Annotated in this window: 28 protein-coding genes and 1 tRNA gene; 14 read left to right on the top strand and 15 right to left on the bottom strand. The window is 42.9% G+C overall.

The genetic code is table 11. From position 1 onward, the window contains the following. The first annotated feature begins 107 nt into the window (after nt 1-107). Complete coding sequence (locus tag R3D86_09305) at nt 108-1,871, top strand: diguanylate cyclase (GenBank protein MEZ5758404.1); 1,764 nt, start codon at nt 108-110, stop codon at nt 1,869-1,871. A gap of 46 nt (nt 1,872-1,917) precedes the next feature. Beyond that, the gene (locus tag R3D86_09300; protein MEZ5758403.1) at nt 1,918-3,174 is read left to right on the top strand and encodes a DUF2336 domain-containing protein; all 1,257 of its coding nucleotides are present in this window, start codon (nt 1,918-1,920) and stop codon (nt 3,172-3,174) included. Nucleotides 3,175-3,193: 19 nt separating this feature from the next. Here the strand turns inward: R3D86_09300 and argB are convergent, their stop codons facing one another. The 6 genes from argB to rpmH form a co-directional block, all read right to left on the bottom strand. Beyond that, the gene (argB, locus tag R3D86_09295; GenBank protein MEZ5758402.1) at nt 3,194-4,093 is read right to left on the bottom strand and encodes an acetylglutamate kinase; all 900 of its coding nucleotides are present in this window, start codon (nt 4,091-4,093) and stop codon (nt 3,194-3,196) included. A 25-nt stretch (nt 4,094-4,118) separates the two neighbouring features. Then, nucleotides 4,119-4,778 (bottom strand): ribosome biogenesis GTP-binding protein YihA/YsxC, encoded by a 660-nt coding sequence (yihA, locus tag R3D86_09290; GenBank protein ID MEZ5758401.1) that lies wholly within the window; start codon nt 4,776-4,778, stop codon nt 4,119-4,121. 4 nt (nt 4,779-4,782) lie between these two features. After that, nucleotides 4,783-6,522, bottom strand: coding sequence for a membrane protein insertase YidC (gene yidC / locus R3D86_09285; GenBank protein MEZ5758400.1), 1,740 nt, complete (start codon nt 6,520-6,522; stop codon nt 4,783-4,785). A 10-nt stretch (nt 6,523-6,532) separates the two neighbouring features. Beyond that, nucleotides 6,533-6,805: a membrane protein insertion efficiency factor YidD gene (gene yidD, locus R3D86_09280; GenBank protein MEZ5758399.1), complete on the bottom strand. Its 273-nt coding sequence runs from the start codon at nt 6,803-6,805 to the stop codon at nt 6,533-6,535. Nucleotides 6,806-6,837: 32 nt separating this feature from the next. Further along, the gene (gene rnpA / locus R3D86_09275; protein MEZ5758398.1) at nt 6,838-7,236 is read right to left on the bottom strand and encodes a ribonuclease P protein component; all 399 of its coding nucleotides are present in this window, start codon (nt 7,234-7,236) and stop codon (nt 6,838-6,840) included. 77 nt (nt 7,237-7,313) lie between these two features. Further along, nucleotides 7,314-7,448 carry a 50S ribosomal protein L34 gene (gene rpmH, locus R3D86_09270; protein MEZ5758397.1) on the bottom strand — a complete coding sequence of 45 codons (135 nt, stop codon included), beginning with the start codon at nt 7,446-7,448 and terminating at the stop codon, nt 7,314-7,316. Nucleotides 7,449-7,709: 261 nt separating this feature from the next. Here rpmH and R3D86_09265 point away from each other — a divergent pair, with 261 nt between their 5' ends. Genes R3D86_09265 through R3D86_09255 form a run of 3 tightly spaced genes read left to right on the top strand, consistent with a single transcriptional unit; the run spans nt 7,710 to nt 11,225 of the window. Further along, nucleotides 7,710-8,408 (top strand): VTT domain-containing protein, encoded by a 699-nt coding sequence (locus R3D86_09265; GenBank protein MEZ5758396.1) that lies wholly within the window; start codon nt 7,710-7,712, stop codon nt 8,406-8,408. Next, nucleotides 8,405-9,820, top strand: coding sequence for an FAD-dependent oxidoreductase (locus tag R3D86_09260; protein MEZ5758395.1), 1,416 nt, complete (start codon nt 8,405-8,407; stop codon nt 9,818-9,820). Before R3D86_09265 ends, R3D86_09260 begins: the two co-directional genes overlap by 4 nt. A 4-nt stretch (nt 9,821-9,824) precedes the next feature. After that, entirely contained in the window at nt 9,825-11,225 is a 1,401-nt protein-coding gene (locus R3D86_09255) for a HAMP domain-containing sensor histidine kinase (GenBank protein MEZ5758394.1), read from the top strand. 1 nt (nt 11,226) lies between these two features. On the opposite strand, the gene R3D86_09250 is transcribed toward R3D86_09255, so the two are convergent. Both R3D86_09250 and ggt read right to left on the bottom strand, forming a co-directional pair. Further along, nucleotides 11,227-11,622 carry a cupin domain-containing protein gene (locus R3D86_09250; GenBank protein MEZ5758393.1) on the bottom strand — a complete coding sequence of 132 codons (396 nt, stop codon included), beginning with the start codon at nt 11,620-11,622 and terminating at the stop codon, nt 11,227-11,229. Next, nucleotides 11,619-13,844, bottom strand: coding sequence for a gamma-glutamyltransferase (gene ggt / locus R3D86_09245; protein MEZ5758392.1), 2,226 nt, complete (start codon nt 13,842-13,844; stop codon nt 11,619-11,621). Before ggt ends, R3D86_09250 begins: the two co-directional genes overlap by 4 nt. A gap of 170 nt (nt 13,845-14,014) precedes the next feature. Here ggt and R3D86_09240 point away from each other — a divergent pair. Then, a tRNA-Arg gene (locus R3D86_09240) sits at nt 14,015-14,091 on the top strand. Nucleotides 14,092-14,131: 40 nt separating this feature from the next. Here R3D86_09240 and R3D86_09235 read toward each other — a convergent pair. Both R3D86_09235 and R3D86_09230 read right to left on the bottom strand, forming a co-directional pair. Continuing rightward, nucleotides 14,132-15,622 carry a helicase HerA-like domain-containing protein gene (locus tag R3D86_09235; protein MEZ5758391.1) on the bottom strand — a complete coding sequence of 497 codons (1,491 nt, stop codon included), beginning with the start codon at nt 15,620-15,622 and terminating at the stop codon, nt 14,132-14,134. Between the two features lie 24 nt (nt 15,623-15,646). After that, complete coding sequence (locus R3D86_09230) at nt 15,647-16,684, bottom strand: peptidyl-alpha-hydroxyglycine alpha-amidating lyase family protein (GenBank protein MEZ5758390.1); 1,038 nt, start codon at nt 16,682-16,684, stop codon at nt 15,647-15,649. A gap of 156 nt (nt 16,685-16,840) precedes the next feature. On the opposite strand from R3D86_09230, the gene R3D86_09225 reads away from it, so the two are divergent. Further along, nucleotides 16,841-17,662 carry a DUF4412 domain-containing protein gene (locus tag R3D86_09225; protein MEZ5758389.1) on the top strand — a complete coding sequence of 274 codons (822 nt, stop codon included), beginning with the start codon at nt 16,841-16,843 and terminating at the stop codon, nt 17,660-17,662. Between the two features lies 1 nt (nt 17,663). Here R3D86_09225 and R3D86_09220 read toward each other — a convergent pair whose 3' ends face one another. Then, nucleotides 17,664-18,470, bottom strand: a complete 807-nt coding sequence (locus R3D86_09220; GenBank protein MEZ5758388.1) for a LytTR family DNA-binding domain-containing protein — start codon at nt 18,468-18,470, stop codon at nt 17,664-17,666. 153 nt (nt 18,471-18,623) lie between these two features. Between R3D86_09220 and R3D86_09215 the strand changes: the two genes are divergently transcribed. Further along, on the top strand, nt 18,624-19,814 hold the full coding sequence (locus R3D86_09215; protein MEZ5758387.1) for an acyltransferase: 1,191 nt from the start codon (nt 18,624-18,626) through the stop codon (nt 19,812-19,814). Nucleotides 19,815-19,832: 18 nt separating this feature from the next. Here the strand turns inward: R3D86_09215 and R3D86_09210 are convergent, their stop codons facing one another. The 4 genes from R3D86_09210 to R3D86_09195 form a co-directional block, all read right to left on the bottom strand. Further along, nucleotides 19,833-20,390, bottom strand: coding sequence for a YSC84-related protein (locus R3D86_09210; GenBank protein MEZ5758386.1), 558 nt, complete (start codon nt 20,388-20,390; stop codon nt 19,833-19,835). Nucleotides 20,391-20,528: 138 nt separating this feature from the next. Next, nucleotides 20,529-21,041: a peptide deformylase gene (def, locus tag R3D86_09205; protein ID MEZ5758385.1), complete on the bottom strand. Its 513-nt coding sequence runs from the start codon at nt 21,039-21,041 to the stop codon at nt 20,529-20,531. 131 nt (nt 21,042-21,172) lie between these two features. After that, the gene (locus R3D86_09200; protein ID MEZ5758384.1) at nt 21,173-21,742 is read right to left on the bottom strand and encodes an NAD(P)H-dependent oxidoreductase; all 570 of its coding nucleotides are present in this window, start codon (nt 21,740-21,742) and stop codon (nt 21,173-21,175) included. Between the two features lie 17 nt (nt 21,743-21,759). Continuing rightward, complete coding sequence (locus tag R3D86_09195) at nt 21,760-22,473, bottom strand: pirin family protein (GenBank protein ID MEZ5758383.1); 714 nt, start codon at nt 22,471-22,473, stop codon at nt 21,760-21,762. Nucleotides 22,474-22,577: 104 nt separating this feature from the next. On the opposite strand from R3D86_09195, the gene R3D86_09190 reads away from it, so the two are divergent. The 6 genes from R3D86_09190 to R3D86_09165 all read left to right on the top strand — a co-directional run bounded on the left by R3D86_09190 (nt 22,578) and on the right by R3D86_09165 (nt 26,850). Then, nucleotides 22,578-23,483, top strand: a complete 906-nt coding sequence (locus R3D86_09190; protein ID MEZ5758382.1) for a LysR family transcriptional regulator — start codon at nt 22,578-22,580, stop codon at nt 23,481-23,483. A gap of 60 nt (nt 23,484-23,543) precedes the next feature. Beyond that, nucleotides 23,544-24,041 carry a hypothetical protein gene (locus R3D86_09185; protein ID MEZ5758381.1) on the top strand — a complete coding sequence of 166 codons (498 nt, stop codon included), beginning with the start codon at nt 23,544-23,546 and terminating at the stop codon, nt 24,039-24,041. A gap of 173 nt (nt 24,042-24,214) precedes the next feature. After that, nucleotides 24,215-25,006, top strand: a complete 792-nt coding sequence (locus tag R3D86_09180) for a LuxR family transcriptional regulator (GenBank protein MEZ5758380.1) — start codon at nt 24,215-24,217, stop codon at nt 25,004-25,006. A 180-nt stretch (nt 25,007-25,186) separates the two neighbouring features. Next, the gene (locus R3D86_09175; protein ID MEZ5758379.1) at nt 25,187-25,813 is read left to right on the top strand and encodes an acyl-homoserine-lactone synthase; all 627 of its coding nucleotides are present in this window, start codon (nt 25,187-25,189) and stop codon (nt 25,811-25,813) included. A 13-nt stretch (nt 25,814-25,826) separates the two neighbouring features. After that, on the top strand, nt 25,827-26,006 hold the full coding sequence (locus R3D86_09170; GenBank protein ID MEZ5758378.1) for a hypothetical protein: 180 nt from the start codon (nt 25,827-25,829) through the stop codon (nt 26,004-26,006). After that, entirely contained in the window at nt 25,987-26,850 is an 864-nt protein-coding gene (locus R3D86_09165; protein ID MEZ5758377.1) for a phytanoyl-CoA dioxygenase family protein, read from the top strand. The genes R3D86_09170 and R3D86_09165 overlap by 20 nt, the downstream gene beginning before the upstream one ends. The last annotated feature ends 73 nt before the right edge of the window (nt 26,851-26,923 follow it).

The raw sequence follows: 26,923 nt of genomic DNA, 5'->3' as shown, positions 1-26,923 counted from the left end.
TTAAATCGTTTCTTCCTAGCGTAAACTAAATATTAATACAAAATCGTTAGCCTTCATTCTAATAAAATTTTGAGTAATAAGTAACAGAATAAATCGATTTGGGCACCATGGACAGTAATATTGCACGTATCCTGACAGAAGCGATTAAAGCAGAACATAGAGATATTTCTAAAAATGTCGGCACAATTCAGGAAAGCAATTATGAACATACTTATCTTCTGGAAGACATTATTGAAAATTTAAGCGGTCCCGCATTGGTGACTGATGAATCATTAAATGTCCTTGAAAAAAATATTTATGCCGAAAGTCTGGTATCTGCTTTCCAAAGCAGAAATCCGACTTTGCATGGCATCGTTATTCGCTGTCTGACCAATGGCTGTCCGGAAAATCAAAAAATTACTCTCGAGGATGAAACCGGAAGCCGTCATTTTGATCTTTATGCCTTTCCCGTAAAATCTGCATCTCTAAATAAAACGCAGGTATTATTATTTGGAAAAGACACCACGGTAGAGCAACATCTGACCAAAGCACTGGTACAGTCCCGCCAAATGTTTAAAGACCTAGTATCCTGTTCGACAGATTTTGCATGGGAAACTGATAATAAAGGCCGTTTCAAATATGTCTCGCCCAATGGCATACTCGGATATTCAGCCTATGAGCTAAATGACAAAAGAGCCGCTGATCTAATTGTTGGTGAAGGCGACATAAACCCTTTTGATACGCTTGATATTATTCACGATGTAGAAATATGGCTTCAAAGAAGCGATTCCACTTTTGCCTGTGTACAGGTTTCAGCAAATCCGATTATTGATAATAATTCCACCTGGCAGGGCGCTCGAGGTGTTTGCCGTGATGTCACCGAAATGCGTGAACGTGAAGCGTCGCTTCGACGCGCGCGAAAAAGTGAACAGGTCCTCAAAAAAATTATTTCAACCATCCGTGACGAAGTTGAACCATCAAAAATATTGCAGACAACGGCAAATGCTGCTCTCGACGGTATCACCGCAGAAGACTGCTATATTGCCCAGATAAACAATCTTGGAAATGGTAGTTTTGATACTGTATTAAAGGCCAAAAGCGGCGAAAACACATCCACTTCACGTTATAACAAGATAATAAAACGCGCTATGACAATTTTTGACAGTGCGGGCGAAAAAACACCTCCAAGTTTCATCGAAGAAATTATTGATGAAAAATCAGTATTAATAGGGTTTTCAAAACATCACAGTAAAATTAACGGTGTAATGCTCGTCACACTGGATAATGAGAAAAAAAGCTGGAACAAAGATGAAAAATCACTGTTCATGGGTGTAACCAGCCATCTTGGCATTGCCTTTGAGCAAATAAAAAATTATGAAAAACTGGAACGTCTTTCCAATACGGATGAACTTACGTCACTGTTAAATCGTCGGGCTTTTACCGATAAGGTGAATAAGCGACTTGTTATTCAGAACCGAACCCGGCAAACCTGCGCCCTGCTTTATATTGATCTTGATAATTTTAAGTATGTCAATGACACACACGGCCACGCAACCGGCGATCAGGTTCTCATAAAACTTTCTGAAATATTACAGAAAAACACGCGCACAGCAGATTTCTGCAGTCGTCTGGGTGGTGATGAATTTGCTGTCTGGCTTGAAAATATTGATGAAAAAAGCGCCATGAACCATGCCGATCGGATACTAGGGTCCGTTGATGAACTGAAGGCAATTTCTGATAATCCTGATAAGCCTCTCTCACTTTCAATTGGTATAGCCTTAAGTGAACCGGGATCATCTCAAAAACTGGAAAGCCTGATGGATCGTGCTGATAAAGCCCTTTATTCCGTTAAAAGAAATGGCAAGTCAGGAGCGTCTTTAAGTAACGAATAATTACTTTGGGGAATAACAGGAAAATATGAAATTCTGGATCAGGTAAATGATAAAAAATTTATTTAGAAAAAAAGACAACCGGGAAGAAGAACTCACTTCCTATGAAGAAGCACGCAAAGCTTTGGAAGCCAAAAAGCGCGATGATAAGATGATCCTGGCCAGCGGTGATAATACACCGCAGGAAGTTCTTTATTATCTGGCAGAAGATGAAGATCCTGACATCCGGAAAAAAATCGCAGCAAATCCCAATACACCCTATAAAGCTGACGAGATTCTCTCAAACGATATTGATGAAGAAGTAAAACACGAACTGGCACGAAAAATTACCCGTTTCTTTCCGAATATCTCTGACGAGGGTGCTAGACAAATTCGTGATAAAGCAATTGAAATGATTGAAAAGCTCGCCAATGATCAGTTGCCATCCGTCAGACAAATTCTTGCCGAAGAATTAAAATCATCAGACAGTATCCCAAAGCATATTGCCCTGAAACTGGCCAATGATGAAATTTTATCGGTATGCGCCCCGATACTTGAATATTCCCCTTTATTAAGTGATGCCGACCTCAAGGAAATCATTGCAGCAACCACATTAAGCGGTGCACTGGAAGCCATTGCCAACCGAAATGACCTAAGCGGTGATGTCTGTGATGCCATAGCATCAACACTGGAAATTCCGGCAGTTGCCAATCTGCTTGCCAATCAGAACGCCCAGATCCGTGAAGAAACACTTGATAAAATTATAGATCAGGCACAGGAAAAAAATATTGTCGCCTGGCATGAGCCCTTAGTTAAACGCCCCAGCCTTTCCATAAGAGCCATGAAACGGATCGCCACATTTGTTGCATCATCTCTGGTGGACATAATGATTACCGATAACCATCTTGACCCTGAACAGGGTAAAGAATTGCTGATCCGGGCACGGGACCGGATTTCAAATGAAAATGCTGAAAATAGCGATAAACGATCCCTATCCGAACAGGCTGCCGATTTGTTTGAGCGCGGTATCATAGACGATGAATTCATCCAGAATGCGATTAAGAACAAACAACGCGAACTTGTTATACAATCCCTTATAATTATGTCAAACTTACCCGATAATTCAGTCCGCAGCATTTTGAACAAGAAAAAAGGATCAATTATTGTTGCGTTGGCATACAGAGCCGGGCTTAGTATGAGAACCGCACTTCAAATGCAATCCGATCTGGCATTTGTGCCAACGGCCGATTTTGTAAATGCCAAAAATGGTATTGATTTTCCAATGTCACACGACAAAATGGAATATGAAATAGCCCTTTATGAATAACTTTAATTCAGCAATACATTTATTTCTGGATTAAAGTTCCCGCACCATGTTCGGTGAAAAGCTCCAGTAACAGGGCATGTTCAACACGGCCATCAATGATGACTGACGCACCAACGTCATCATGTATTGCTTTAATACAGGTTTCCACTTTAGGGATCATACCGCCGATTATGGTCCCGTCCTCTATTAATGCTTTGGCCATATCCTCATTCATATCGGCAATCAGATTTTTATCTTTGTCAAGAACACCCACCACATCGGTCAGAAGCAATAACCGCTCTGCTTTTAACGCACCGGCAATTGCACCGGCCATTGTATCAGCATTGATGTTATAGGTTTCCCCCCCTTCACCCAAGCCGATTGGGGCGATGACAGGTATAACCGGAGATTTTTCAAATGAACGAAGAAATTCCGCATTGACATGTTTTGGTTCTCCGACATATCCGAGATCGAGTATCTGCTCAATATTTGAATCAGGATCTTTACGCTTTCGTTTTAAAGGCTCCGCAATAACCAGACCACTGTCTTTTCCGGAAAGGCCGACGGCTTTACCGCCTATTTTGTTTATGGCACCGACAATGGATTTATTGATGCTTCCAGAAAGCACCATTTCGACGATTTCTATTGTCGCTTTATCTGTCACACGAAGTCCGTCAACAAATGAGCTTTCAATTTTGAGCCGTTCAAGCATACTGCCAATCTGTGGTCCACCACCATGAACAACGATTGGGTTCATCCCCACCTGTTTCATCAGGACGATATCACGGGCGAAATTTTCAGATAATACTTCATCGACCATGGCATGGCCGCCATATTTAATAACAAAGGTTTTGCCGGCATGACGTCGCATATAGGGAAGCGCTTCTGTAAGCGTTCTTGCTTTTCTTAACATTACCTGTCTGTCAATTTTTCCGGTCATTTCCCACTCCCTGTCATTTTAAGCCCTATAACATTTCAGCAATAATTGCCCGCAATTCGTCCAGACCATATCCCTTAACAGCGCTGGTAATCAATACTTTTGGATGGGCAGCAACATTCTTTGAAATTTCTTTCTGCGTTTTTGTGAGTGTCTTTTCCATTTCAGACATCTTCACCTTATCGGATTTGGTCAATACAATCTGATAGGAAACAGCCGTTTCATCAAGCATGGACATTAGTTCACGATCACTGTCCTTTAATCCGTGACGCCCGTCAACAAGGACAAAAACTCTTCTAAGATTTGGCCTTCCGCGAAGATATTCACGCATTAACTTGACCCAGTCATTAACCAGTTTTTTCGACACTTTGGCATAGCCGTATCCAGGAAGGTCAACCACATAAAGTCCGTCTTTTTCCCGGTCGCCGAGGAAGAAAAAATTGAGCTGCTGTGTTCGGCCCGGTGTGTTTGAAGTTCGGGCAAGCCCGTTTCGGCCCGTCAGTGCATTTAGTAGGCTTGACTTGCCCACATTGGACCGGCCCGCAAAAGCAATTTCTACCGCGTCTGGTTCAGGAAGCTGCGAAAGAGATGCGGCCCCAAGCAAAAACTGGCAGTCACTACAAAAAAGCAGGCGCCCTCTTTCCAGATACGCTGCCTGCTCTTCAGCCGTTTTTTCGTGTTCTGTCAATGGCTCAGCTTTCTTTTGCCTCAACCCTGCGCATAATCACCCATTGCTGGCATATAGTCAGGATATTGTTCCAGGTCCAGTAAATCACCAGACCAACAGAGAAACCAGCCAAAATAAATGTGAACATAATTGGCATAAACGTAAATATTTTCTGCTGAACGGGGTCAGCCATTGGCGGGTTTAATTTTTGCTGCAGATACATCGTTATTCCCATCAGAACCGGAAGTACACCAATTGCCAGAAACCCTGTCGGATGCCAGGGAATAAGTCCAAAAAGATTGGTAACCAGCATCGGGTCAGGTGCGCTCAGATCACGGATCCAGCCAAAAAATGGTGCATGACGCATATCTATTGTCACATAAAGCACTTTATATAATGAGAAGAAAACAGGTATTTGAATAAAAATGGGAAGACAGCTTGCCAACGGGTTTACCTTTTCCTTTTTATAAAGCTCCATGGTTTCCTGCTGCATACGGGCGCGATCATCACCGAATTTCTCTTTCAGCTTCTGCATCTTTGGCTGCAGTTTTTTCATGCGTCCCATGCTTTCATATTGTTTATTGGCCATTGGAAATAGAAGCCCCTTAATCACAAGAGTAAGAAGCAATATGGCAATACCGAAATTACCGACTATACCGTAGAAGAAATGCAAGGTCAGATAAATCGGCTTGGTAATAAAATGAAACCATCCCCAGTCAATGGCATAATCAAGCATCTTAACGCCTTCAACATCTGTATAATGTTCAAGCAGCGCAACTTCTTTGGCCCCTGCAAAAAGACGGGCTACTTTTCCTGCCGATGCTCCAGGTGCGATCGAAACAGCATTATTAACAAAATTTACGTGAAACTGTTCACCGTTATTTTGTGTGGTGCGGGAAATATTTGTTGTGAAGCTCTCTTTCTGATCAGGGATAAGCGCAACAAGCCATTCCTTATCCGTAATGCCGTCCCAACCACCTTCAGTCACTTTTTCCGGCTCAAAAGTTTCTTTCTCAAGGTCTTTATAGGTGATTTCCTCTTTACCTTCATCTCCAACCCTAAGTGGGCCTTCATGAAGAATGAAGCGGGCATTACTGTCACCACCGCCTTCTCGATAAATCCTGCCGTATGTTGCCATAGTAACCGCAGAATCCGTATTATTCTGGACACGCTGGTCTATCGTGAACATATAATTCTGATCAAGGGAGATTTCACGTGTAAATAAAAGACCTTCGCCATTGTCCCAGGTAAATGTCACCGTATCATCCGATGTCAGGGTCGATTTATTGGCTGTCCAGACGGAATCGGCATCCGGTTTTTTCCCGTCCCCAACCCAGCCAAAATCTGCAAAATAGGCTTTGGCGGTATTATAGGGACTAAGAAGTGTGACGATCGGGGAATCCTTTTCCACAGTTTCTCTATAGTCTTTTAAGGAAAGATCATCGAAACGAAGACCTTTAAGACTAATGGTTCCCTGAAGTCTGCCACTATCAATTCTAACATTGTCACGACCAGCGACCACATCATTCCGACTGACGTCGATGTCTTTAACTATAGGCGCTGCCATGCCGGGAATGCTCCCGCCAACATCATTGGCGGAATTGATATCCGGGATTCCCGCAATTTCGGATGATCCTGCCGCCGCGACCTGTTCTGTTGCAGTTTGCTCATCCACTTTCGATTTGTTGCCAAAAAAATACTCCCAACCAAACAGGATGATGATGGTCAACACAATCGCCAATATGAAATTACGGTTTTCTTCCATTATACTATCTCTAATTTTTGCCTAAGAAGTCGGCACTACAATTACAATTTTCTGATCCATCCTTATTTTTAGGCAGTACCGGATCATAACCACTGCCGCCCCAGGGGTGACATCTTAATATTCTTTTTAGTCCAAGCCAGCCACCTTTAAGGGGACCATGAATTTCTATTGCCTCCATCGCATAGGATGAACATGTCGGCAAATAACGACACTTCGGCCCCAGCAATGGTGAAATGACATACTTATAGACAGTAATCATTGCTTTCAAGAAATAAGACAAAATCTTACTTAAATATTTTATCAGGGAGGAAAAAATCACCGGTCATTGGTCCTTTTATCGTCTGGTTCAACATGTAGTCTCTTCAACGACCATTTCAAGTCACGAATCAATTCAATATAGGGACGCTCTGTAATTTCCTTTCTTGCTATAAGCACATAGTCGTGATTTTTGACACCATTTTCAGACATAACCAGTTGCGCGGCTTCACGCATTCTTCTTTTGGCGCGGTTACGCAATACCGCATTACCGACCTTTTTGCTTGCTGTATACCCCACTCTGATTTTGTCAGAAACATTGTCTTTCTGCTTTGCCACCTGCAGGATTATTGCTGGTGAGATCCACTTTTTTCGCGTTTCTGCCACCCGAAGAAAATCACTTCTCTTCTTAAGAGTTTCAATTTTTTTTCTTTTATTATCAATAGCTTGTGACATCATATAAAATCCACAAAAAAACCGGTCACTCAAATGAAGGACCGGCTTTCGAAATCGTGTCTAACGACTAATCAGTGTAATTATGCTGACAAGCGTTTACGTCCTTTCGCACGGCGGGCAGCAAGAACTCGTCTTCCACCAACTGTCGCAGAGCGCGAACGGAAGCCATGACGGCGTTTACGAACCAGAGCACTTGGTTGATATGTACGTTTCACTGGACTTCTCCAACTGCCTAAGAGGCGATTAAATTAATTTTTATTCGTGCCTGTGGCCGAATGCGTTTATGAAACCGGGTGTATAATAGGTATGATACTATAAGTCAATGCCTCTATAGCGATAAATACCATAAAATAAAAACAGTCAATTATTCACGATCACATATCTGTGAATAGAAGTTATTTCAACAGTTTATTATAGTTCAATAGGGTTATTTCCGCTACAGTAATCAGGTGAATGCGAAAACTGAAAGTAACCAAATGAATTTAAAACGATACATCCCTGTTGCTGTTCTGGCTATTGGTCTTGGTCTGGCTATATATTTTGATGTTGATAAATTCTTTTCATTTAAAGCCATCGGTGAAAATTATGCCACATTGAAAAACTTTATCGATGATCAGTATGTCTTAAGCCTGCTTTCCTTTTCACTTATTTATATTCTTTCAGTCGCCTTTTCTATTCCCGGGGCATCCGTTTTATCCCTGCTCTATGGTGCTCTTCTGGGAACATTTGTTGCCGGATCACTCATTGTTGTCTCGGCAACGATCGGCGCCACACTTATTTTTCTGGCAGCAAAATATGCGCTTCAGGATAGTCTTAAAAAGCGCGCCGGACCGTGGCTTTCAAAAATGAGGGACGGATTTAATGAAAATGCCGTCAGCTATCTTTTATTCTTAAGATTGGTTCCTGCCTTTCCTTTTTTTGTCGTCAACATTGTGCCTGCCTTTATGGGGGTTAGTCTCCGGTTATATTTTATCACCACGCTCGTTGGCATTATTCCCGGGACATTTGTCTATGCCAGTATTGGAAGCGGGATTGGATATATTCTTGAGCAGGGTAAAACACCCGATCTTTCCATTTTACGATCACCTGAAGTCATCGTGCCGCTTGTTGCTTTAGGGCTATTGTCCCTGATGCCAATTATTATTAAAAAAATTAAGGGATCACGCCCCGCATGACCAAAATTATAAAAGCGGATATTTGCATCATAGGCGGTGGAAGCGGTGGATTAAGCGTTGCTGCCGGTGCTGCGCAACTTGGAAAAAACACTGTCCTGATCGAAGGTGGTAAAATGGGTGGTGACTGCCTGAATTACGGATGCGTTCCTTCAAAATCCCTGCTTGCGGCCGCACAGGCAGCTCAATCATTCAGAAATGTCGGGGCCTTTGGCATAAAAGCAACAGACCCTGATATCAATTTTTCCAAAACGCATGATTATGTCCATAATGTCATTGCCGGCATTGCGCCACACGATTCGATAGAACGGTTTGAAGGTCTGGGTGTTACAGTTATCCCCGAATACGGAAGCTTTATTGATCATAAAACGATTAAAGCCGGTGATAATATAATTAAGGCAAAACGCTTTGTTATCGCCACCGGGTCATCACCAAGCATTCCACCTATATCAGGACTGGATAAAACGGACTATCTGACGAATGAGACTATTTTTGATTTAAAAGAGGCCCCTGAACATCTGATTATCATCGGGGGCGGACCTGTTGGACTTGAAATGGCACAAGCACATAAACGGCTTGGTTCAAAGGTAACTGTTATCGCTCTTGATTTTATGGAAAATGACGATCCGGAGCTCGTTAAGATACTGCTTAAAAGTCTGAGTGATGAAGGAATAGATTTCAGGGAAAAAGTCACCATTAAAAAAATTAATGGCGGTCAGGGGCAAATCTCAGTCACCCTTGAAAACGAAATTATTAATGGCACACATTTACTGATCGCCACAGGAAGAAGAGCGAATATCGACAGGCTAGATCTTGAAAAGGCCGGTATTGAATATAACAGACAGGGAATTATCGTCGGCGCAAATTTAAGAACGAGCAATAAAGCCGTATATGCCATCGGCGATGTGACAGGAGGGCCCGGCTTCACACATAAGGCAGGGTATGACGCCGGGATAATTATCAGACGGATTATATTCGGCATGTTCTGGGCAAAGACCGATTATAAGGCTCTTCCCCATACGACCTATACATCACCGACACTTGCCGGTGTCGGCCTTCGTGAAGCTGAGGCACGTGAAAAATTTGGTGAAAATATAAAAATATTAAGATGGTCATATAACGACAATGACCGGGCAAAAGCAACGGGAACGACAAATGGACTGGTCAAAGTCATAACCAGCAAAAATGGTAAAATTCTAGGAGCGAGCATTGTTGGAACAGCGGCTGATGAACTCCTGGCGATCTGGATATTGGCAATAGAACAAGGTATAAAAATCAGTGCGATAGCCAATATGATCTACCCATATCCGACACTGGGCGAAATAAATAAAAGGGCAGCTTCTAGTTTTTATACAGCTTCCCTTTTTAGTGATAAAACAAAGATGATAGTCAGGATCCTATCCTTTCTGGGTTAAAAATATGTTTGAGAAACTAAAAAAACTATCTGTTAAAAAAAGTCTCTCGCTCAGACTGCTGCTTTTTACAATCTCTTTTGTACTCATTGCCGAGATCGTAATTTATGTGCCGTCAATTGCCAATTTCAGAGTGAACTGGATCAAACAGAAACTGGCAGAAGCCAACATTGCCATATTGGTTATAGAGGCAGCACCGGATTACATGGTGAGCAGGATGCTTGCAGATGAACTTCTTACATCAACAGAAAATTACGCAATTGTTAGAAAAATGGATGAGGAAAATCAACAGGCACTTACAGTTGTCGAGCCATTTAAAATATCTGCTCACTTTGATATGAGGAAAATTTCCTGGTACCAGTCTGTAAAAGATGCCTTCGTTACGCTCGCGAATTTGAATCGCAAAGGATATTTGATTGAGGCAACCGGGGATGCCAATGGTGAAGATTATGATGAGATTAGTATAGTCTTTAATGAAGAACTCCTCAGTAAGGCAATGTATGACTATTCATTTAACATAGCAATTCTGACCATCATAATTTCATTGCTGGTTGCTATGCTGCTTTATTATAATCTGCTCAATCTTCTGGTTAGACCTGTTACAGAAATCACCGAAAATATGATCGCTTTCAGACGTGCTCCTGAGGATCTCACCAAACGTCTTGACGCGGAAGACCGGGCTGACGAAATTGGTATCGTCATGCGCGAGCTGACAAAAATGCAGGATGAAATAAGAAAAGCTTTAAATCAGAAAAATCATCTGGCAAAGCTCGGCGGTGCCATCAGTAATATCAATCATGACCTTAGAAATATGCTTTCGAGTGCGCAACTTGTTTCAGATCATCTTAGTACAATTGACAATCCTGTGGTCCAACAACTGGCTCCACGCTTTGTAAAAGCCATTGACAGGGCTATCCGCCTTTGTGAAAACACTCTGCAATATGGTGGACGCGAGGTAGAGCATCTCAACATCAGAACTTTTAATCTCTATAATCTTGTGGATGATGTTTCAACGTCATTGGGTCTTCTGGATAATGAAAATATAACTCTGCATAACAAAATAAAAAAAGATCAAAAATTAAAAGCAGACAACGATCAGATATTCAGGGTTTTTATGAACATCTGCAGAAACGCCGTCCAGGCAATAGGCGAAAGCGGTAAAATAACGATAGAAAGTTTTATTGAGAATGACAAAATTATTATAGATATATCTGATGACGCCCTTGGTATTCCTGAAAAAATAAAAGAAAATCTGTTCCAGCCCTTTAAAAGTGGTAGTAGCGGCGGTACTGGTCTCGGGCTGGCAATTTCAAGAGAAATGATCGAAGCACACGGCGGGACACTTGATCTTTTAAAAAGTGACCCAAATGGAAGCACCTTCAGAATTACACTTCCCCTTCAGAATTAAATCAATTTTTCGGCAGTTCTGCAGTGGAATGATCAGTAGGCTGGGGCGTTGCCGTTAAAACGGTTACACCATTTGGCGCATGGAACCGATGCCATAATCCCTTTGGCACCACCGTCAGCATACCCGCTTTCATATTCAGCACTTCCGGCCCATCCCTGGTCAGGATAGAAAGATCTGCTTCACCCTTTAAAATATGGACAAGTTCATCGCCTGCATTGTGACGTTCCCACGGGCTGTCGCCGCTAAAACTGCCGGTAAAAACACCGCCCGTATCAAATGAGGCAAGTTTGGCAAAAGCAGCTGCCGATACTTCCACTGGCGTATTTTCATCTCTTCCTTCAAGCATTTTTAATTTTGAAAGCTCACTTTCAATATCTGCCGCCTTAATCTCCGTCATTGGGCCACAAACCCTTCCCGTCTCGGGTCTGCCCCTCCTTCCAGTGTACGTCCTCCATTTTCAGGGTATTTCAGCCTTATTCCGTGAAGACCGCTCATAAGGGTCACTGCCTGTACATCATGACCAAGCGCTTTTAGCGGATCAATCAGGCTTTCTGCGCTTGTGCCTTCCTCAACCAGGGCCGGTCCGTTACGGCTTAAAACATGCGGGGCGCTTATTGCTGATTGAACATCCATATTCCAGTCAAGCACATTAATCACCGTCTGGGTGACATAATCAATAATGCTAGCGCCGCCAGGTGAGCCAATAATAAGCACGGGACGATTCTGTTGATCAAAGATTATGCTGGGCGTTTGCGAACTCATCGGTCTTTTCCCGCCCTGCACCCGGTTTGCCACCAGCTTGCCATCTTCACCGATCGGGATAATTGAAAAATCCGTCAGCTCATTATTCAGCATAAAGCCTTCCACCATCAGACGGCTGCCAAACATGCTTTCAACCGTTGCCGTCATAGAAACCACATGGCCCCATTTATCGGTAATACTGAAATGGGTTGTCGAGGGAATATCAAGCACATACCCTTCCCCGTAATCCAGCGCCATGTCAGATGGGGGCTGGCCATATGGCGCTTTTCCCATTGATGTACCTGGCTTGATCAGCCTTGCCCGCTCAGCAAGATATTTGGGATCAATCATTCCATGATAAGGAACATCAATAAAATCCGTATCCCCGGTATACTGGTTACGGTCCGCATAGGCGAGGCTCTCCGCCTCAAGAATAAGATTATAAGCTTCCGGCGAATGCGGCTTCATTTGCTGGATATTAAATTTTTCCAGCATCCCGAGCGCCGCGATCATTGTGGTGCCGCCTGAGGACGGTGGCGAAATAGAACAGACTTTATAAACACGGTAACGACCACAAAGCACATCACGCTCTTTTGCCTTATAATTGGCCAGGTCGCTGATTTCCAGTTTTCCCGGATTATTGGGTGCATTTTTAATGGCAGAAACAATTTTTTCAGCAATCTCGCCCGTATAAAATGCTGATATTCCCTCATTGGCAATGCGCCTTAGAACCGCCGCCTGTTTTGGATTTTTAAGAAGATATCCTGCTTTAAGCGGCTGACCGGCTTCGTCATAAAAATAGGCCCGCGATTCCGGCACCAGCATCAGCTTTTCATCAATAGTAATATAATGCTCAAGCCGCGGGGAAACGATAAAGCCTTCTTCGGCAAGGCGTATGGCCGGCTCAAACACTTCCGCCCACGGCAGCACGCCATGACGGTCATGGGCCATTTTGAGTGCGGCCAAAGCCCCCGGCACCCCAACCGAAAGCCCGCCATAGATGGCATCAAGTTTCACATATCCCGGCACATCCGTCACTGATTTGAACAAATCCGGCGTCGCCGCCATGGGGGCTGCTTCACGTCCATCATAAAAATTAAGCTGTTCATTCGATGGCTTGCCCGGATCAAAATGGAGTAGGAAGGCCCCACCGCCAATTCCTGATGACTGTGGCTCCACCAGGCTTAAAACTGTTTCCACCGCAATAGCCGCATCAACCGCACTACCGCCTTTTTTTAAAATCTCAAGCCCCGCTTTTGCCGCATAGGGATTAGCCGCCACCACCATCTGATTATCATAAGATGATTTGCCTGCCCCTTCCGCCTGCTGCATCAGTGCCAGATCAATGCTGTCTGGCGTGGCGGGAATAATTTCTTCAATTCTGTTTAAAAGCTGATTGGTAAGCTGTCTTTCCTTACCCGCCTGATCATTGCCGCCAATCTGACGGGATATGGTACGTAGTTTTGCCGAAAGCTCGTTAAGACGCGAAATTTCAAGCTCAACCCCGCGCCAGCGCATGGCTTTATCTTCATCCGGCGACGCTTCATACTGATCCATTGCTTTTGCAATATTCCCGGCATGGAACGGCAGATCCCGTTCTATTTCCTGAAGGCTAACCTGAATATCTAGTAGCGAAACGGATTTTTCTGCAAATGGCGGTGTGGCAAGACTCGATCCACTGCTTTCATCACTGATCTGGGTTGTTGCTTCTGGATCGGCTGTTCTTTTATTTTCCAGCTCGGCCCAGAGACTGTCAGCCTCCATTTTCGGCCATTCTGACTGCCCGCCTGATGAACACCCGACTAGAACACTCAGCAAAGCAGCACTGAGCAATCCGTTTAACATCTTATTAAATAAGGATTTTTTAGACTTAATCAATTTCCGCCCCGCCCTGTTTATTGTCGATTAAATTCAAGTTTAGTGGATGATAAACGTCGCGACAAGCATGCTTCGACTTTAAATTTCAAAAAAAACAGCTATATTTGTCAAATGAGGCTTGCATTACGCTTTCGATATGAGTAGGTTGCCTCACGCAAATTGAATGATCAGCGCTTGTAGCTCAGCTGGATAGAGTACTTGACTACGAATCAAGGGGTCGGGAGTTCGAATCTTCCCAAGCGCGCCATTCAGATCAAAGACTTGACTTTTTGCTCAAGTCTTTTTCTTTATTTAAGTATCGACCCTAATATACCGCGAAGCAATTTGTTGCCGAGACTGCGGCCGACACTGCGCGCCATGCTTTTTACAAAAGCCTCCCCGGCCGTCTGTCTGTTACTGGTGCGCGTTCTTAACCCCGCCTTTGCTCTTGACCCTGTTCGTGGCACGCTGGTGTAATTTGTCCTTTGACTTTCTTCTTCCCTGTTCTGCCGGTTTATTTTTTCCGCCATTCTTTCATGAAGAATTTCATGGGCAGAGCGCGGATCAAACGGCTCGGCGTAACGACGCATATTGATATCGTTATCAAGAATGGCTTTTCGCTCTTCATCCGTGGCTTTACCGATCCGTGAATGGGGTGGCCTGATCAGCACCCTTTCAACCGGGCTAGGAATGGCCTTATCCTGCAAAACGGAAACCAGCGCCTCGCCTACGCCAAGTTCGCTGATGACACTGACCGTATCAAGTTTCGGATTTTCCCGAAATGACTGAGCGGCGACCTTAACGGCCTTCTGTTCCCGCGGTGTATAGGCGCGAAGCGCATGCTGAATTCTATTACCAAGCTGCCCTAAAACCGTATCGGGAATATCCGACGGGCTCTGGCTGATAAAATAAACACCGACACCTTTCGATCTGATCAGCCGGACAACCTGTTCAATTTTTTCGATAAGGGATTTTGGCGCACTGTTAAAAAGCAAATGTGCCTCATCAAAGAAAAAGACCAGAACCGGTTGATCCGGGTCGCCAATCTCCGGCAGATTTTCAAATAATTCGGAAAGCAGCCATAATAAAAATGTGGAATAGACTCGCGGGCTGTTAATCAGTTTATCGGCGGCCAGTATATTGATCCGGCCCCGGCCATCTCGGTCAGTCGCCATAAAATCCTCGAGCGACAATGCCGGCTCGCCAAAAAACTGATCGCCTCCTTCACGCTCAAGCATAAGAAGCCGGCGCAATATGGCATTTACCGAGGCTTTCGACACACTGTAATTAAGACCCAGACTACCGGTATTTTCGCCTAAATATTCAAGTGTGGTTCTCAAATCCGCCAGATCAACAAGCAGGAGGCCTTCCTGATCAGCATATTCAAAGACCAGGGAAATGATGCTTTCCTGTGCTTCGTTTAATTCCATCAGCCGCGAGAGCAGCTGAGGCCCCATTTCAGAAATTGTTGACCGGACTGCTGTACCTTTTTTCGCAAAAACATCCCAGAAGGAAACCGGGTAGCCAAATTGGGTATAGCCGTCGATGCCGATAGATTTTACGCGTTCGTCAATTTTGGGGTGGGGCTTTCCAGCCTGGCTGATCCCTGAAATATCCCCTTTAACATCAGCCATAAAGACCGGAATGCCAAGATCTGAAAAGCCTTCCGCCAGACATTGCAGGGTGACTGTTTTGCCCGTCCCCGTTGCCCCGGCAATTAATCCATGTCTGTTGGCATAGCGGGGGTTAAGAAACACCTGCCCGGTTTCATTGCCCCCGATGAGAATCCCATCTTCCATTCCATAACCTCATTATAACGCTTTTTATTCACGGCGGCGTGGCAAAGTGCCGCGCGGCACATATTTGCGCAGGTTCATTTCCTCCACTTCAGCGCCGTAAATATTACCGTCCTCATCAGCTGTGACCCCTTCGGCACGGCTGAAGGCAACGCCCTTATCAGGGTCGGGAATAAAGGCGGTGACCCAGCCGGTCTTTGCGCTGCCTATACGGATGCCCCGGTCCCAGCCAGGATTCCGGGTACCACCGGAATTGCTTTCACTGTCGGCGACATAAAGGATATCATTTTTATCAATATAAACGCCACTAGGCCGGCCAAACTGACGCCAACTGTTGATAAATTCACCGTCCTGGGTAAATATCTGCACCCGATCATTATAGCGGTCAGCAACAAAAAGCCGCCCCTGGCTATCCATCGCCAGACTGTGTGGTTCATACATTTCACCGAACTCGGCCCCATCACCGCCAAATTCCATCAGATACTCACCCTTGCTGTTATATTTCACGACCCGGTTATTGCCTTTGGGCGAATGACCATCTGCAACAAAAATATCGCCATTCGGCGCCACCAGCACATCACACGGCTGATCAAATATATATTCGCCCTTGCCTGCTTTCCCAGCTTGACCAAGCGACATCAGAAGTTTCCCATCCGGGCTAAATTTATGAACCTGATGGCCAACGCCACGCTTCTCATCACCACGGCCGTCGGCGATCCAGACATTTCCTTCCTTATCCACATGAATGCCATGGGGCCAGACCATCATGCCTTTACCAAAGGTTTTCAGTATTTTCCCGTCCTGGCTGATCAGCATCACCGGGTCTATATCCGGCGTATCCATGCAGTTACCATTGCCACCACAGCGTTCCGCCGCCCAGATATTACCGTTCCCGGCATAATAAACCGTGCTTGTTGATCCCCATTTGCGTCCATCCGGCAGCTTGGCCCACACCCCGGGCACTTCCTCATAAGGAACATCCTGGGCCTTTGCGATCGAGCCCATTGAGAGGGCAGCAACACCGGCCAGTAAAGAAACACGCATTAATTTTGTCATAGTTATCATTAAATTTCTCCCACATATTTTTATTCACGATAAGGGTGAGGGACAAAAAGTCAATGAATTTAGAAATATGAATTACTAAAAACCGCTGACTTTCAAATACTTGTATGTTATGGTTAATTTTTTATTATGGGCAATTAACTAAACCGGGCATCACACATGACTAATTTCAAGACAAATTCTAAAATTTTATTTTCCGCACTTTTCATTTCACTTATTTCCACCCCTCTTTATGCCGGGGAAATCATTGAAATTATAAACAAAGACCTGCGCAAGAAAAACGCTCAGGAAGAAACCATGCAGGTGTTATTTTCAGACGGCAATATGAAAATGAAAGGCATGGAAGGCAACGAAATGATTTTCGACGGTGCCGCGCAAAATATGACTGTCATTTCCCATCAGGACAAATCCTACATGATTTTTGATAAATCAACCGCCGGTTCTGTTAAAAGCCAAATGGACGCCGCAATGGAAAAAGCACTGGCAAATGTTCCACCCGAACAGCGGGCTATGGTTGAAAAAATGATGAAGCAAAGAATGTCTTCTATGGGCGGACAACAGCAAATGCAGATGCCACAGGTAAAAACTGAAATTAAAAAGACAGGAAAGAATGACACCATCAACGGCTATGCCTGTGACTATTATGAAGCTTACCGGGGCGATCAGAAGCAGGGGGAATATTGCATCACATCCTGGTCTGATCTTGATGTGGGTGAGGATATTCAGACTTCCTTTAAAAATATGGCAGAATTCATGAAAGGATTCATGGAGGAATTAAGCAAAATGTCACCAGTCCGAATGGATGATAATCCGTTTAACTATATGAATGAAATGGAAGGCTTTCCCGTTTTAAGCCGTCAATTTTCAAATGGTCAGGCAACGCACGAGTCAATGCTGTCTTCCATCAGCAATCAGGATATAGATGAGAGCGAGTTTATAGCACCTGAAGGCTATAAACAAAGAAATTTAATGGGCCAATAAATCACCCGGCATGCTTTAAATTCTCATTATATCTTCGCGACATCCGAAGCTCGGTGCCATCTTTAAGAAATATATTCTTATCGCCATTGGATAAGGGCTGGATGCGGTCAATAAAATCGCGTCGGACAATTGATGACCGGTGAACGCGGGCAAAGTCCCGCTCACCAAGCCGGTCTTCAATTTCTTTCATTGTGGCTCTGAGCATGTAATTTTCTTTTCCGACATGAAGCTCAACATAGTTTCCCGCAGCTTCAACCCAGTCAACGGATTTGGGATCAATGAACTGAAACATCCCCGCCTTACTGACCATGATCCTTTCTTCGGAAGAATTTTCAATCTGCGCCTCGCCATGTCTTAATCTTAATATTTCCCGATAGCCGTAAATGACGATCAGAATAGAGATATAGGACATCAGGTCTTTACGATATTCATATAGAATAGTGTAATTAATATCGGTAAATTCGTAATTTTCCCCGGCCATAAAATAAACCAGCTTCCTGACCGTGACCATGCCGAGAATATGCAAAAAGGAAAACACCATACTTAACGGGATATGCATCAACAGCCGCTCCCGCCAGCTGCCGCTGGAAATGGGATAGCGTTCGTCAAACATTAAAATAAAAGGAAGCAGGATAAAGGCCACAATTGTACTTGAATATTCCCACACAAATGGTTTCCAGATATCCAGGGCTTCGCCCCTATCCTGAAATTCCATAATAAGTGATGTTGAACGCATCGCCGCATCGACAAGATAAAAACTGAAAGCAACCGCAAATAATTTCCAGTGTTTTTTGATGGTCTGGATCATCTATTCGCCCGCTCCTCTTATCACATTTTGATGCCGTTTGTCACAACCCGCGCCCCGAGTATCACAAATCCCGTCTCATTATCCCAAATGATTGGCTATCAGTCTCCAATAATCACATCATGATTTCAATGATTTATTTTTAGGAGAAAACAGATGACTGTAACTATCGATTTAAAGCAATTCAACAAACGACAATATTTTCTGGACTGGCTTAGGGTGCTTGCCTTTGCCTATCTGGTTTTTTACCATACCGGCATGATGTTTGTTGAATGGCCTTTTCATATTGAAAGCGGTCATGACAGCCGGCTTTTAAAATCGATAATGATGCTGACTTCAAACTGGCGGCTTGATCTTCTGTTTCTGGTATCAGGGGTAGCCATCAGTGTCATGACCATCAAAATGACCCTGACCGGTTTCTTAAAACAACGGCTGGTCAAATTGTTCGTTCCCCTGTTTTTTGCCTGCGCCGTTGTTGTCGCCCCGCAACCCTATTTTGAAGCCCTGCAAAAAGGGTTTATCGAACCAGGATACTGGCAGTTCTGGAGCGAAAAATATTTTCATTTTACCTGGCTGGACGGTATGCTGAGCCCCTGGCCGACGTATAATCACATGTGGTATGTGGCCTATCTGTTTCTCTATACTATACTGCTTATTCCTGTTATCGCCTATATCAACAGCAACAGGGGGATCACCCACCTGGCAAAATTTGAAAACTGGCTCAATAAAGGCACACGAATTTTATGGGCCCCATATCTGATTTATATTCCGGTCTATTTTTATAATGGCAATAATGAAGTTACCCACAACATTATAAAGGATAATTTTGGCCACTTTATTTTTGCCTATATTCTGGTCATGGGGGTTCTGTTTGTCCGGATGCCATCAATATGGCAGGCATTCGAGGATAATCGTTATAAATCAATGATTTTGGCCTTTCTTTCCTATGGCCTGATCATGATCAAATATAACTGGGATACTCCCCTTGATATTATTCCATGGGATCTGGTTGAAATGATTATCAAATGGTCATGGATTGCCATGTTGATTGGCTTTGCCAGACGTTATCTAAATTTTAGCAATGATTTTCTGCAATATGGAAATGGCATTGTTTATCCATTTTATATCCTGCATCAGACAGTGTTGATCATTATCGGGTATTATATCATTGACTGGGGAATGAATGGCATTTTTGAATATCTTGCTATTGCTTTTGGCACATTTATTGTCTGTCTTTTACTCATCGAATTCGTGATCAAGAAATCCAATTTTTTGCGTCTCTTATTCGGGGTCAGGCTTATAAATAAAGAACGCGCCACAAAATATGAGGCGCGTTCTTCAACGTAAGAATTCAGTCTTTGAGACTTATTTATTCCACTTATCAACTTTCCAGTATTTTGTTCCCTGTAAGGTGGCTTGCAGTGCAAGCCCCTTCTCGGTCATCTGATAAACGGTAACACCACTGACCACTGAATCAGCTGCGTTTGCTTCTCCGCCAGTATCATCAATTTTTGCGGCAGCATCAGCCTGACCGGAAAAATCCCAGCCCTTATCAACAAACTGGTCAAACATGGCACGCTTGTGGAATACAATCACGGCCCGGTAATCTTTTATACCAAGGCCGATACCAACACCACCCGTTGCCATACGCATGAAAACATCTTTTCCTGATTTGTTATCATGGGCAACGCCCTTACCACTTCCAGCCGAAAGCAGGATCAGATTTACACCGCCATTATTAAAAACAGCATAGCCTTCTGCACTGGCTATAAGGTCTTTTGCTTCAGAATTATTCTGATAGAGCTGCGCCAACACTTCGGACCGCATTTCACGAATTTCCTGTCTGTCTTCCTCTGCCGTTTTTGCATTTGCATAAATCGGTAGGCCTATCAAGAATAGTAAAATTGATATCTTTTTCATCATGTGAAAATCCTTTTTGCTATTTATTACAGTCTATCATCTGAATAATTATTTTCAACTTATTGCAGTGAAATGTGGCAAAATTGCCACCATTTGCATAATTCATTATTCTGTAAAGAATATGAATAATAGGTAAAAATATTAATAACCACTTTTTTGGGTATATTTTCTGGTTCTTTTTAAAAGCAGACTTCGTTTCATTGGCGACAGATAATCAAGGTACGTTTTCCCATCCATATAATCAATCTCATGTTGAATAACGGTTGAAAGAAAGCCTTCCGCCTCCAAATTCCTGGAATTACCATCTTCATCAAGATACTCAACTTTAATTGATTTTGGTCTGGTAATTTCCGCAGAAACGCCAGGAAAGCAAATAGACCCTTCTTCAAAAGTTTGTAATTCTTCGCTTGCGAATGTAATTTTAGGGTTAATTATTGAAAATGGATTTTTTTCATCATTTTCCTGTAAATCAGCAACCATCACTCTTTTATGAACACCGACCATCGTTGCCGCAATGCCAACAGCACCGTGGGCATAAAGCATTTCTTTTAAACCTTCACAAAGCTCTCTTATGTTATCGTCAACTTCTTCTACAGGAACTGAAATTTGCTTAAAATTGGGACTTGGCCCATATACCAGTTTTAATTTTGTCATACGCCACTTCTTTATCTGAAATTGTCATAATCATATATACAAAAATTGAAATTTCAGCCAGCTCAAAACAAAAAAAGACGGCACATTTTATTAAAGTGCCGCCTAATACTATTGCTGCAGAAAATTTGTGGTTAAAGGGCACTCGCAGTTTGGACAAATTGTTCCATAGATGCTGAAAGCATCTGCTCCTGTCCTTCATTTTTTAGTTTTCCTGTTTCGTCGAAAGCATCGAACCCGAATGAAATTGCCACCTGGTTTGGAATAACATGCACAGCAATGTTTGAAAGCATCATGCGGAGTGGGACAAGTCCGCGAAGACCGCCAAGGGCACCGGGTGATGTCGAGCCAATTGCAGCAATCTTTCCCTGATAGGCAGAAAGTGGCTTTTCATCCGCCTCATGCGGCCTTGAAATCCAGTCCAGTGCATTTTTAAGCAGAGGTGGAATTGAACTGTTATATTCAGGCGAAGCTATAAAAAATCCATCATGCTCGATAAACAGCTTTTTCAAACGGACCGCATTTTCGGGAAGGTTATATTTCTCCTCCAGATCGCCATCATAAATCGGCATTTCAAAATCTTTCAGATCAATTTTCGTTACCACGGCACCTTTTTGCGTTGCCAGTTCAGCTGCTGCATCGGCAAGCTTTTTATTGATTGAACCTTTTCTGGCACTACCGGCCAAAAATAATAATTTTGTCATCTCTTCTACTCCTAAATTTAAAGTTTTTTATCAGTTGGCACTTCGATAATTACGACTTCTGCGTCATCCAATGCCTTAATTGTTATGTTTTCAAGTTCAGTAATCTCGGCACCATCCCCCTTGTTAAGTGTCATCCCTTCGAGGTCTATTTTTCCATCTGAAACCAGAAGGTAGGCCTGACTGGATAAAGTGTGATTTATGGTTTGTCCGGCTTTCAGCGCTCCACCAAATATTCTGGCATCCTGATGAATATATAAAACGTCATCAGCCTGATCTTTCTCAAACCCGGAAACCATAAGCGTTAAACTCTCGCCCACGGTTTCTTTTGGAAAACGTCTGCTGTCCCATTGGGGCTCAATTGAATTTTCTTTTGGGTATATCCAGATCTGAAACAGGTTTGTATCTTCACTTTCCAGATTGAATTCGGAATGATAGATCCCGCTTCCCGCACTCATTACCTGAACATCCCCTGCTTCAGTGCGTCCTGAATTTCCTTTTGAATCCCTGTGGGTGATGGCTCCTTTTCTGACATAAGTTATAATTTCCATATTCTTATGGGGGTGGGTGTCAAAACCGGCCCCGGCTTTGATGATGTCATCATTAATCACCCGAAGGGCGCCAAAACCCATTCGCTCCGGATTATAATATTCTGAAAAGCTGAAATGATACCGCGCATTAAGCCAATTATAGTCGTGATGGCCAAGCGTCTGATAGGGATAATGTTTGATCATTTTCAATTCCTTTATCTTATTTAATTTACCTGAGCACTTTACTTTCATTTATATTTTTTGATAATATACTAATATAGAATTTAATTAATTCCATTTGGTTGATAATGATGGATAATATTTCCCGGGTCGGCATATTCGTTGCTGTTGTCAAAAATGAAAGCTTTATAGGTGCTGCCCGTGAGCTTGGTATTACCAGCTCAGCCGTTTCCAAACAGATCCAGAATTTGGAAAATGATTTGGAGATTAAATTATTAAACCGTACAACGCGTAATGTTTCTGTTACAGAGGAAGGGGCCATGTATTTCGAGCGTGTTAGCCGCGCACTCGAAGATATTGAGGAAGCAAAAGAACAAATTCACGAACTGAAGGCCTGCCCGAAGGGTAGTCTGAAAATAAGTATGCCCCACGGCCTTAGCGTTCATTATTTAAAAAAGGATATAGCCGCATTCGCAAGAGAATATCCGGAAATTCATCTGGATATAAGTTTTGATGACCGGTTTGTTGATATTGTCAGTGACGGTTTCGATGTCGTCATCAGAATTGGCAGCTTAAAGGACTCAAGCCTTATTGCTCGAAGGTTGGCGTCCTGCCCCATAGTTGTTTGCGCCAGCCCGGAATATCTGAAAAAGCATGGTACGCCAGAAAATCCTGATCAGTTAATAAATCACAACGTCCTTGGTTATAACAGAAACACAGGACTGCATGAATGGCGATACAAAACACCAGATAATAAAGATGGCCAGGTAAATTTAAACGGTACTTTTAAAAGCGACAATGGACAGATGCTTTGCGAAGCCACGGTGATGGGGATTGGCATTTCCATTTTGCCTATTTTTTATGTCGCAGACCATCTTAATAGCGGAAAACTGGTTCAGATACTCTCTCAGTATAAGGCTTCTCCACAACGGGATATTAATGCTGTATTTATGCCGAACCGTTATCTGTCAACGCGCTTGCGACTATTTGTTGACCACCTGACCGCCGTTTGTAAAAACTTGCCTTGGGAATAATTTAACGTAGAATAATAGGGAGCAATGATACATAAATTATTGTCCGGGAGATTTTTGGCCATGATAAAATATCTACTCCTTATAGTGCTGACTTTTTTCATTCCCCTTCAATATATAATAGCACAGGAAAATACATCCCCCTGTAGCGGGCCGGAATATTCCACACTCGATTTTTGGGTTGGAAAATGGAATGTTAGCTGGGAGGGAGGATCCGGTACCAATCAGATCACAAAAGACTATAATGGCTGCGTCATCAGAGAAGATTTCAAGGGGTCCAACCTAAAAGGAATGAGCATATCAAGTTATGTCAAACCTGAAGGTAAATGGAGACAGATCTGGGTCGATGAACAAAACGGCTTTCTTGATCTTTATGGTAAGAAAGACGGAGATAATTATATTTTCCAGACAACCCCTGATAAAACCAAACCAACATCCCAGTTACGGATGGTGTTCTCAGATATTATGAATGACAGTTTTATCTGGACATGGCAGGCAACATCTGACGGCGGTAACAATTGGGTAACCAGATGGCAGATTAACTACACACGCACAAAGTAGTCTTGTAAAAAACAATACAAACAATACTTGCCAGTTGAATTGAAAAATCTTAATCTTACAAAATTGTGTTATTCGTAATTTATGATGGTATATAAAATTGAAAAATTCTTGTTACTTTTAATAAATTATATGAACAATGATTTAACGTTTTTTAAAGTATAACTGAGGAAAGTGTGTCCCATAATTATTTTGATCAGGTACAGAATTTTATAGAACAGTCTGCCAAGGCCAACAACCTGGTTGATCTGGCGAGACTTTTCGACCTGACAATACGTAAATTAGGATGTACACACTTTATTTGTCTTTCCCATGTCGATGTTTTCAATCTTCCTGAAGATGCGGTCCTTCTCTCAAACTATCCCCTGGAGTGGGGACTTTATCATCATGAAAAACAATATTTTAAAAATGATCCAATAATGGATACCTGCAAATCACGCATAACACCGTTCATCTGGTCCGATCCTTCCTGGAGAGCCCTTCTGAATATTGATAAGGAAAAAATATTAAATGAAGCGTCCGAATTCGAACTTGGTGAAGGCCATACAATTCCAATTCATTCCGGTGATGGATATTCCGCTTCCTGTTCTGTCGTATTTCAACCCGGTGAAGTTGACCCTCATGCATTAATGGCCATACAGCTAATGGCTATCTATCTTTATGAAACCGCCATTAAGATGAAAACCAAGTCTTTTAGTCAGCGAAAAAAGCCAACAGCACGGCAAATTGAATGCCTGCAAATGATTGCCATGGGAAAGAGTGACTGGGCAGTCAGCAAAATATTAGGAATTAGCGAAAACACAGTTAAGTTCCATGTCAAAGCCATTTTAAATCACTATAAAGTGGCGACCCGTAATCAGGCCGTCATACGCGCTTTATTTTACGGTGATATTTCCTATATGGATGTAGAGGTTAACAAACCAGTACTAAAACCCGAACAATCCGGATTTATCCATCTCCCTCGCTAATCCAATTCATTTGATACTTAATATATTAAAAGTGGACTTTAAATATTTTGATGGTCCATATAACTACTATTTATAATTTTAATAAATTTTTATTCAACTTTTAATAGAATAGACCTACTCCATCAGGTAGTTGTTTTAACAAGCTCCAAAAAGGCAATATTTGCTTAAGGAGATGGACTGATGATTCACTTGATAAATAAAACAAATCGAAACGCATATACCGACATTTTATCACAAATGTATAAACAACGTACGGCTGTATTTATTGATCGTCTTAGGTGGGATTTGAACTGCGAAGGCGGTGAGGAAATTGACCAGTTTGACACTGATGACACAATTTACCTGGTTTGCATAGATGATGACTCCGGTAAAATCATGAGCTCAATCAGATTAAATCCCACCTGTAAGCCGCATCTTATGTCAGAAATATTCAATGATTTATGCAGTGAGGGTGTGCCGACCGGTCCAACTATATTTGAAGGTTCAAGATACTGCTATAACCCTGAGCTTATTAGCAGAACTGATCGGCTTGAAGCCATGCGATATATGATTTGTGGTGTTATGGAATGTGCTGTAATGCATGGTTGGGATAAAATCACATTCGTCATCAACATGCCGCTTCTCGCCCATTGCCTGAGAGCGGGTTGGCAAATCTATCCACTGGGAATTCCCCAATATAAAAATAAACTGGCCGTAGGTGCATTCGCGATCGATGTCACTCAGGAAGATCTTAAAAAAGTTCGCGAAAATATGGGGCTAAGTCCTGCCCAATCAATCCTGGTCCCCGATTATTACGATGTGGCTTAGAAGAGGTGGTCTCATGAATAAACTGGATACTCTACTTATTCGAACCCGAGATGCCTTGCAGACATTGAGCGATAATCAACAACAGGATCTGGTCGAATTTATAGAACAGTATGCAAGCCACTATGAAGGGCGTGAAATTTACAGTTTTGAACAAATTGAAACGGAGATTGAAAATGTTAAAAAAATTAACTGATCAGGATAAAATTTTTGATGAACTTCGTACAAACGGATATATCATTTTTGAAGATATTCTTAATGAACAGGAAGTGGAAACTTTAAAAGACCAGTTAAATGTCTGGTTTGATAAGACCCCTAACTGCGTTGGCGATTTTTACGGTCATAATACTACTCGTTTTGGGTCTCTCCTCAGTAAAGTCCCTATGACCCAGGAACTTGTTGTGCATCCGGAAGTTCTTCGTATCGCTGACGAATTTTTATTACCTCATTGTGACTGGTACCAGCTTAATCTGACGCAGGCCGTAAGAATTCATCCAGGATCTCCTGAGCAACCTGTTCACAGGGATGAGCTGATGTGGCCTTGTAAAAAAGAAAGCGAATATTTGATCAATGTTATCTGGGCCGTTGACGACTTTACCATTGAAAATGGTGCTACAAGAATTTGGCCCGCTTATAAAGATCAGTCACAGGCTTTTGAATATAACAAGGACGATGCTGTACCTGCTGTCATGAAAAAAGGATCAGCACTGGTTTTTCTCGGCTCAACACGCCATTGCGGCGGAGCAAATTTCTGCAATGAAAGCAGAACCGGTATAATTGTCAGCTATTCGCTTGGCTGGCTGAAACAGAATGAAAACCAATTCCTGGCTTATCCGCCAGAAATAGCCTCCGGATTTCCAAAAGAAATACAGGACTTGATCGGATATAGGATTCATAAACCAAACCTTGGAGGGTATGAATACAACTGTCCGTCTAAACTTCTCGGCGGGGAGCGCCCTGATGTGCTTCCCGCTGTAGACAGCATTCCCGACCATCTGTTGGCAGTTATTGAAGACCTGAAAAAGAAGCAGGTTGCCTAATACTTAATCATGCGAAGCGACTAACGCCTTAATGCCGAATTCCGGATTACATTGGGGCGTTAGTTTTTTATAT

This window comes from Emcibacteraceae bacterium, from assembly GCA_041396985.1.
Lineage (GTDB): Bacteria > Pseudomonadota > Alphaproteobacteria > Sphingomonadales > Emcibacteraceae > Pseudemcibacter.
This window is presented reverse-complemented; position numbering and strand designations above follow the sequence as displayed.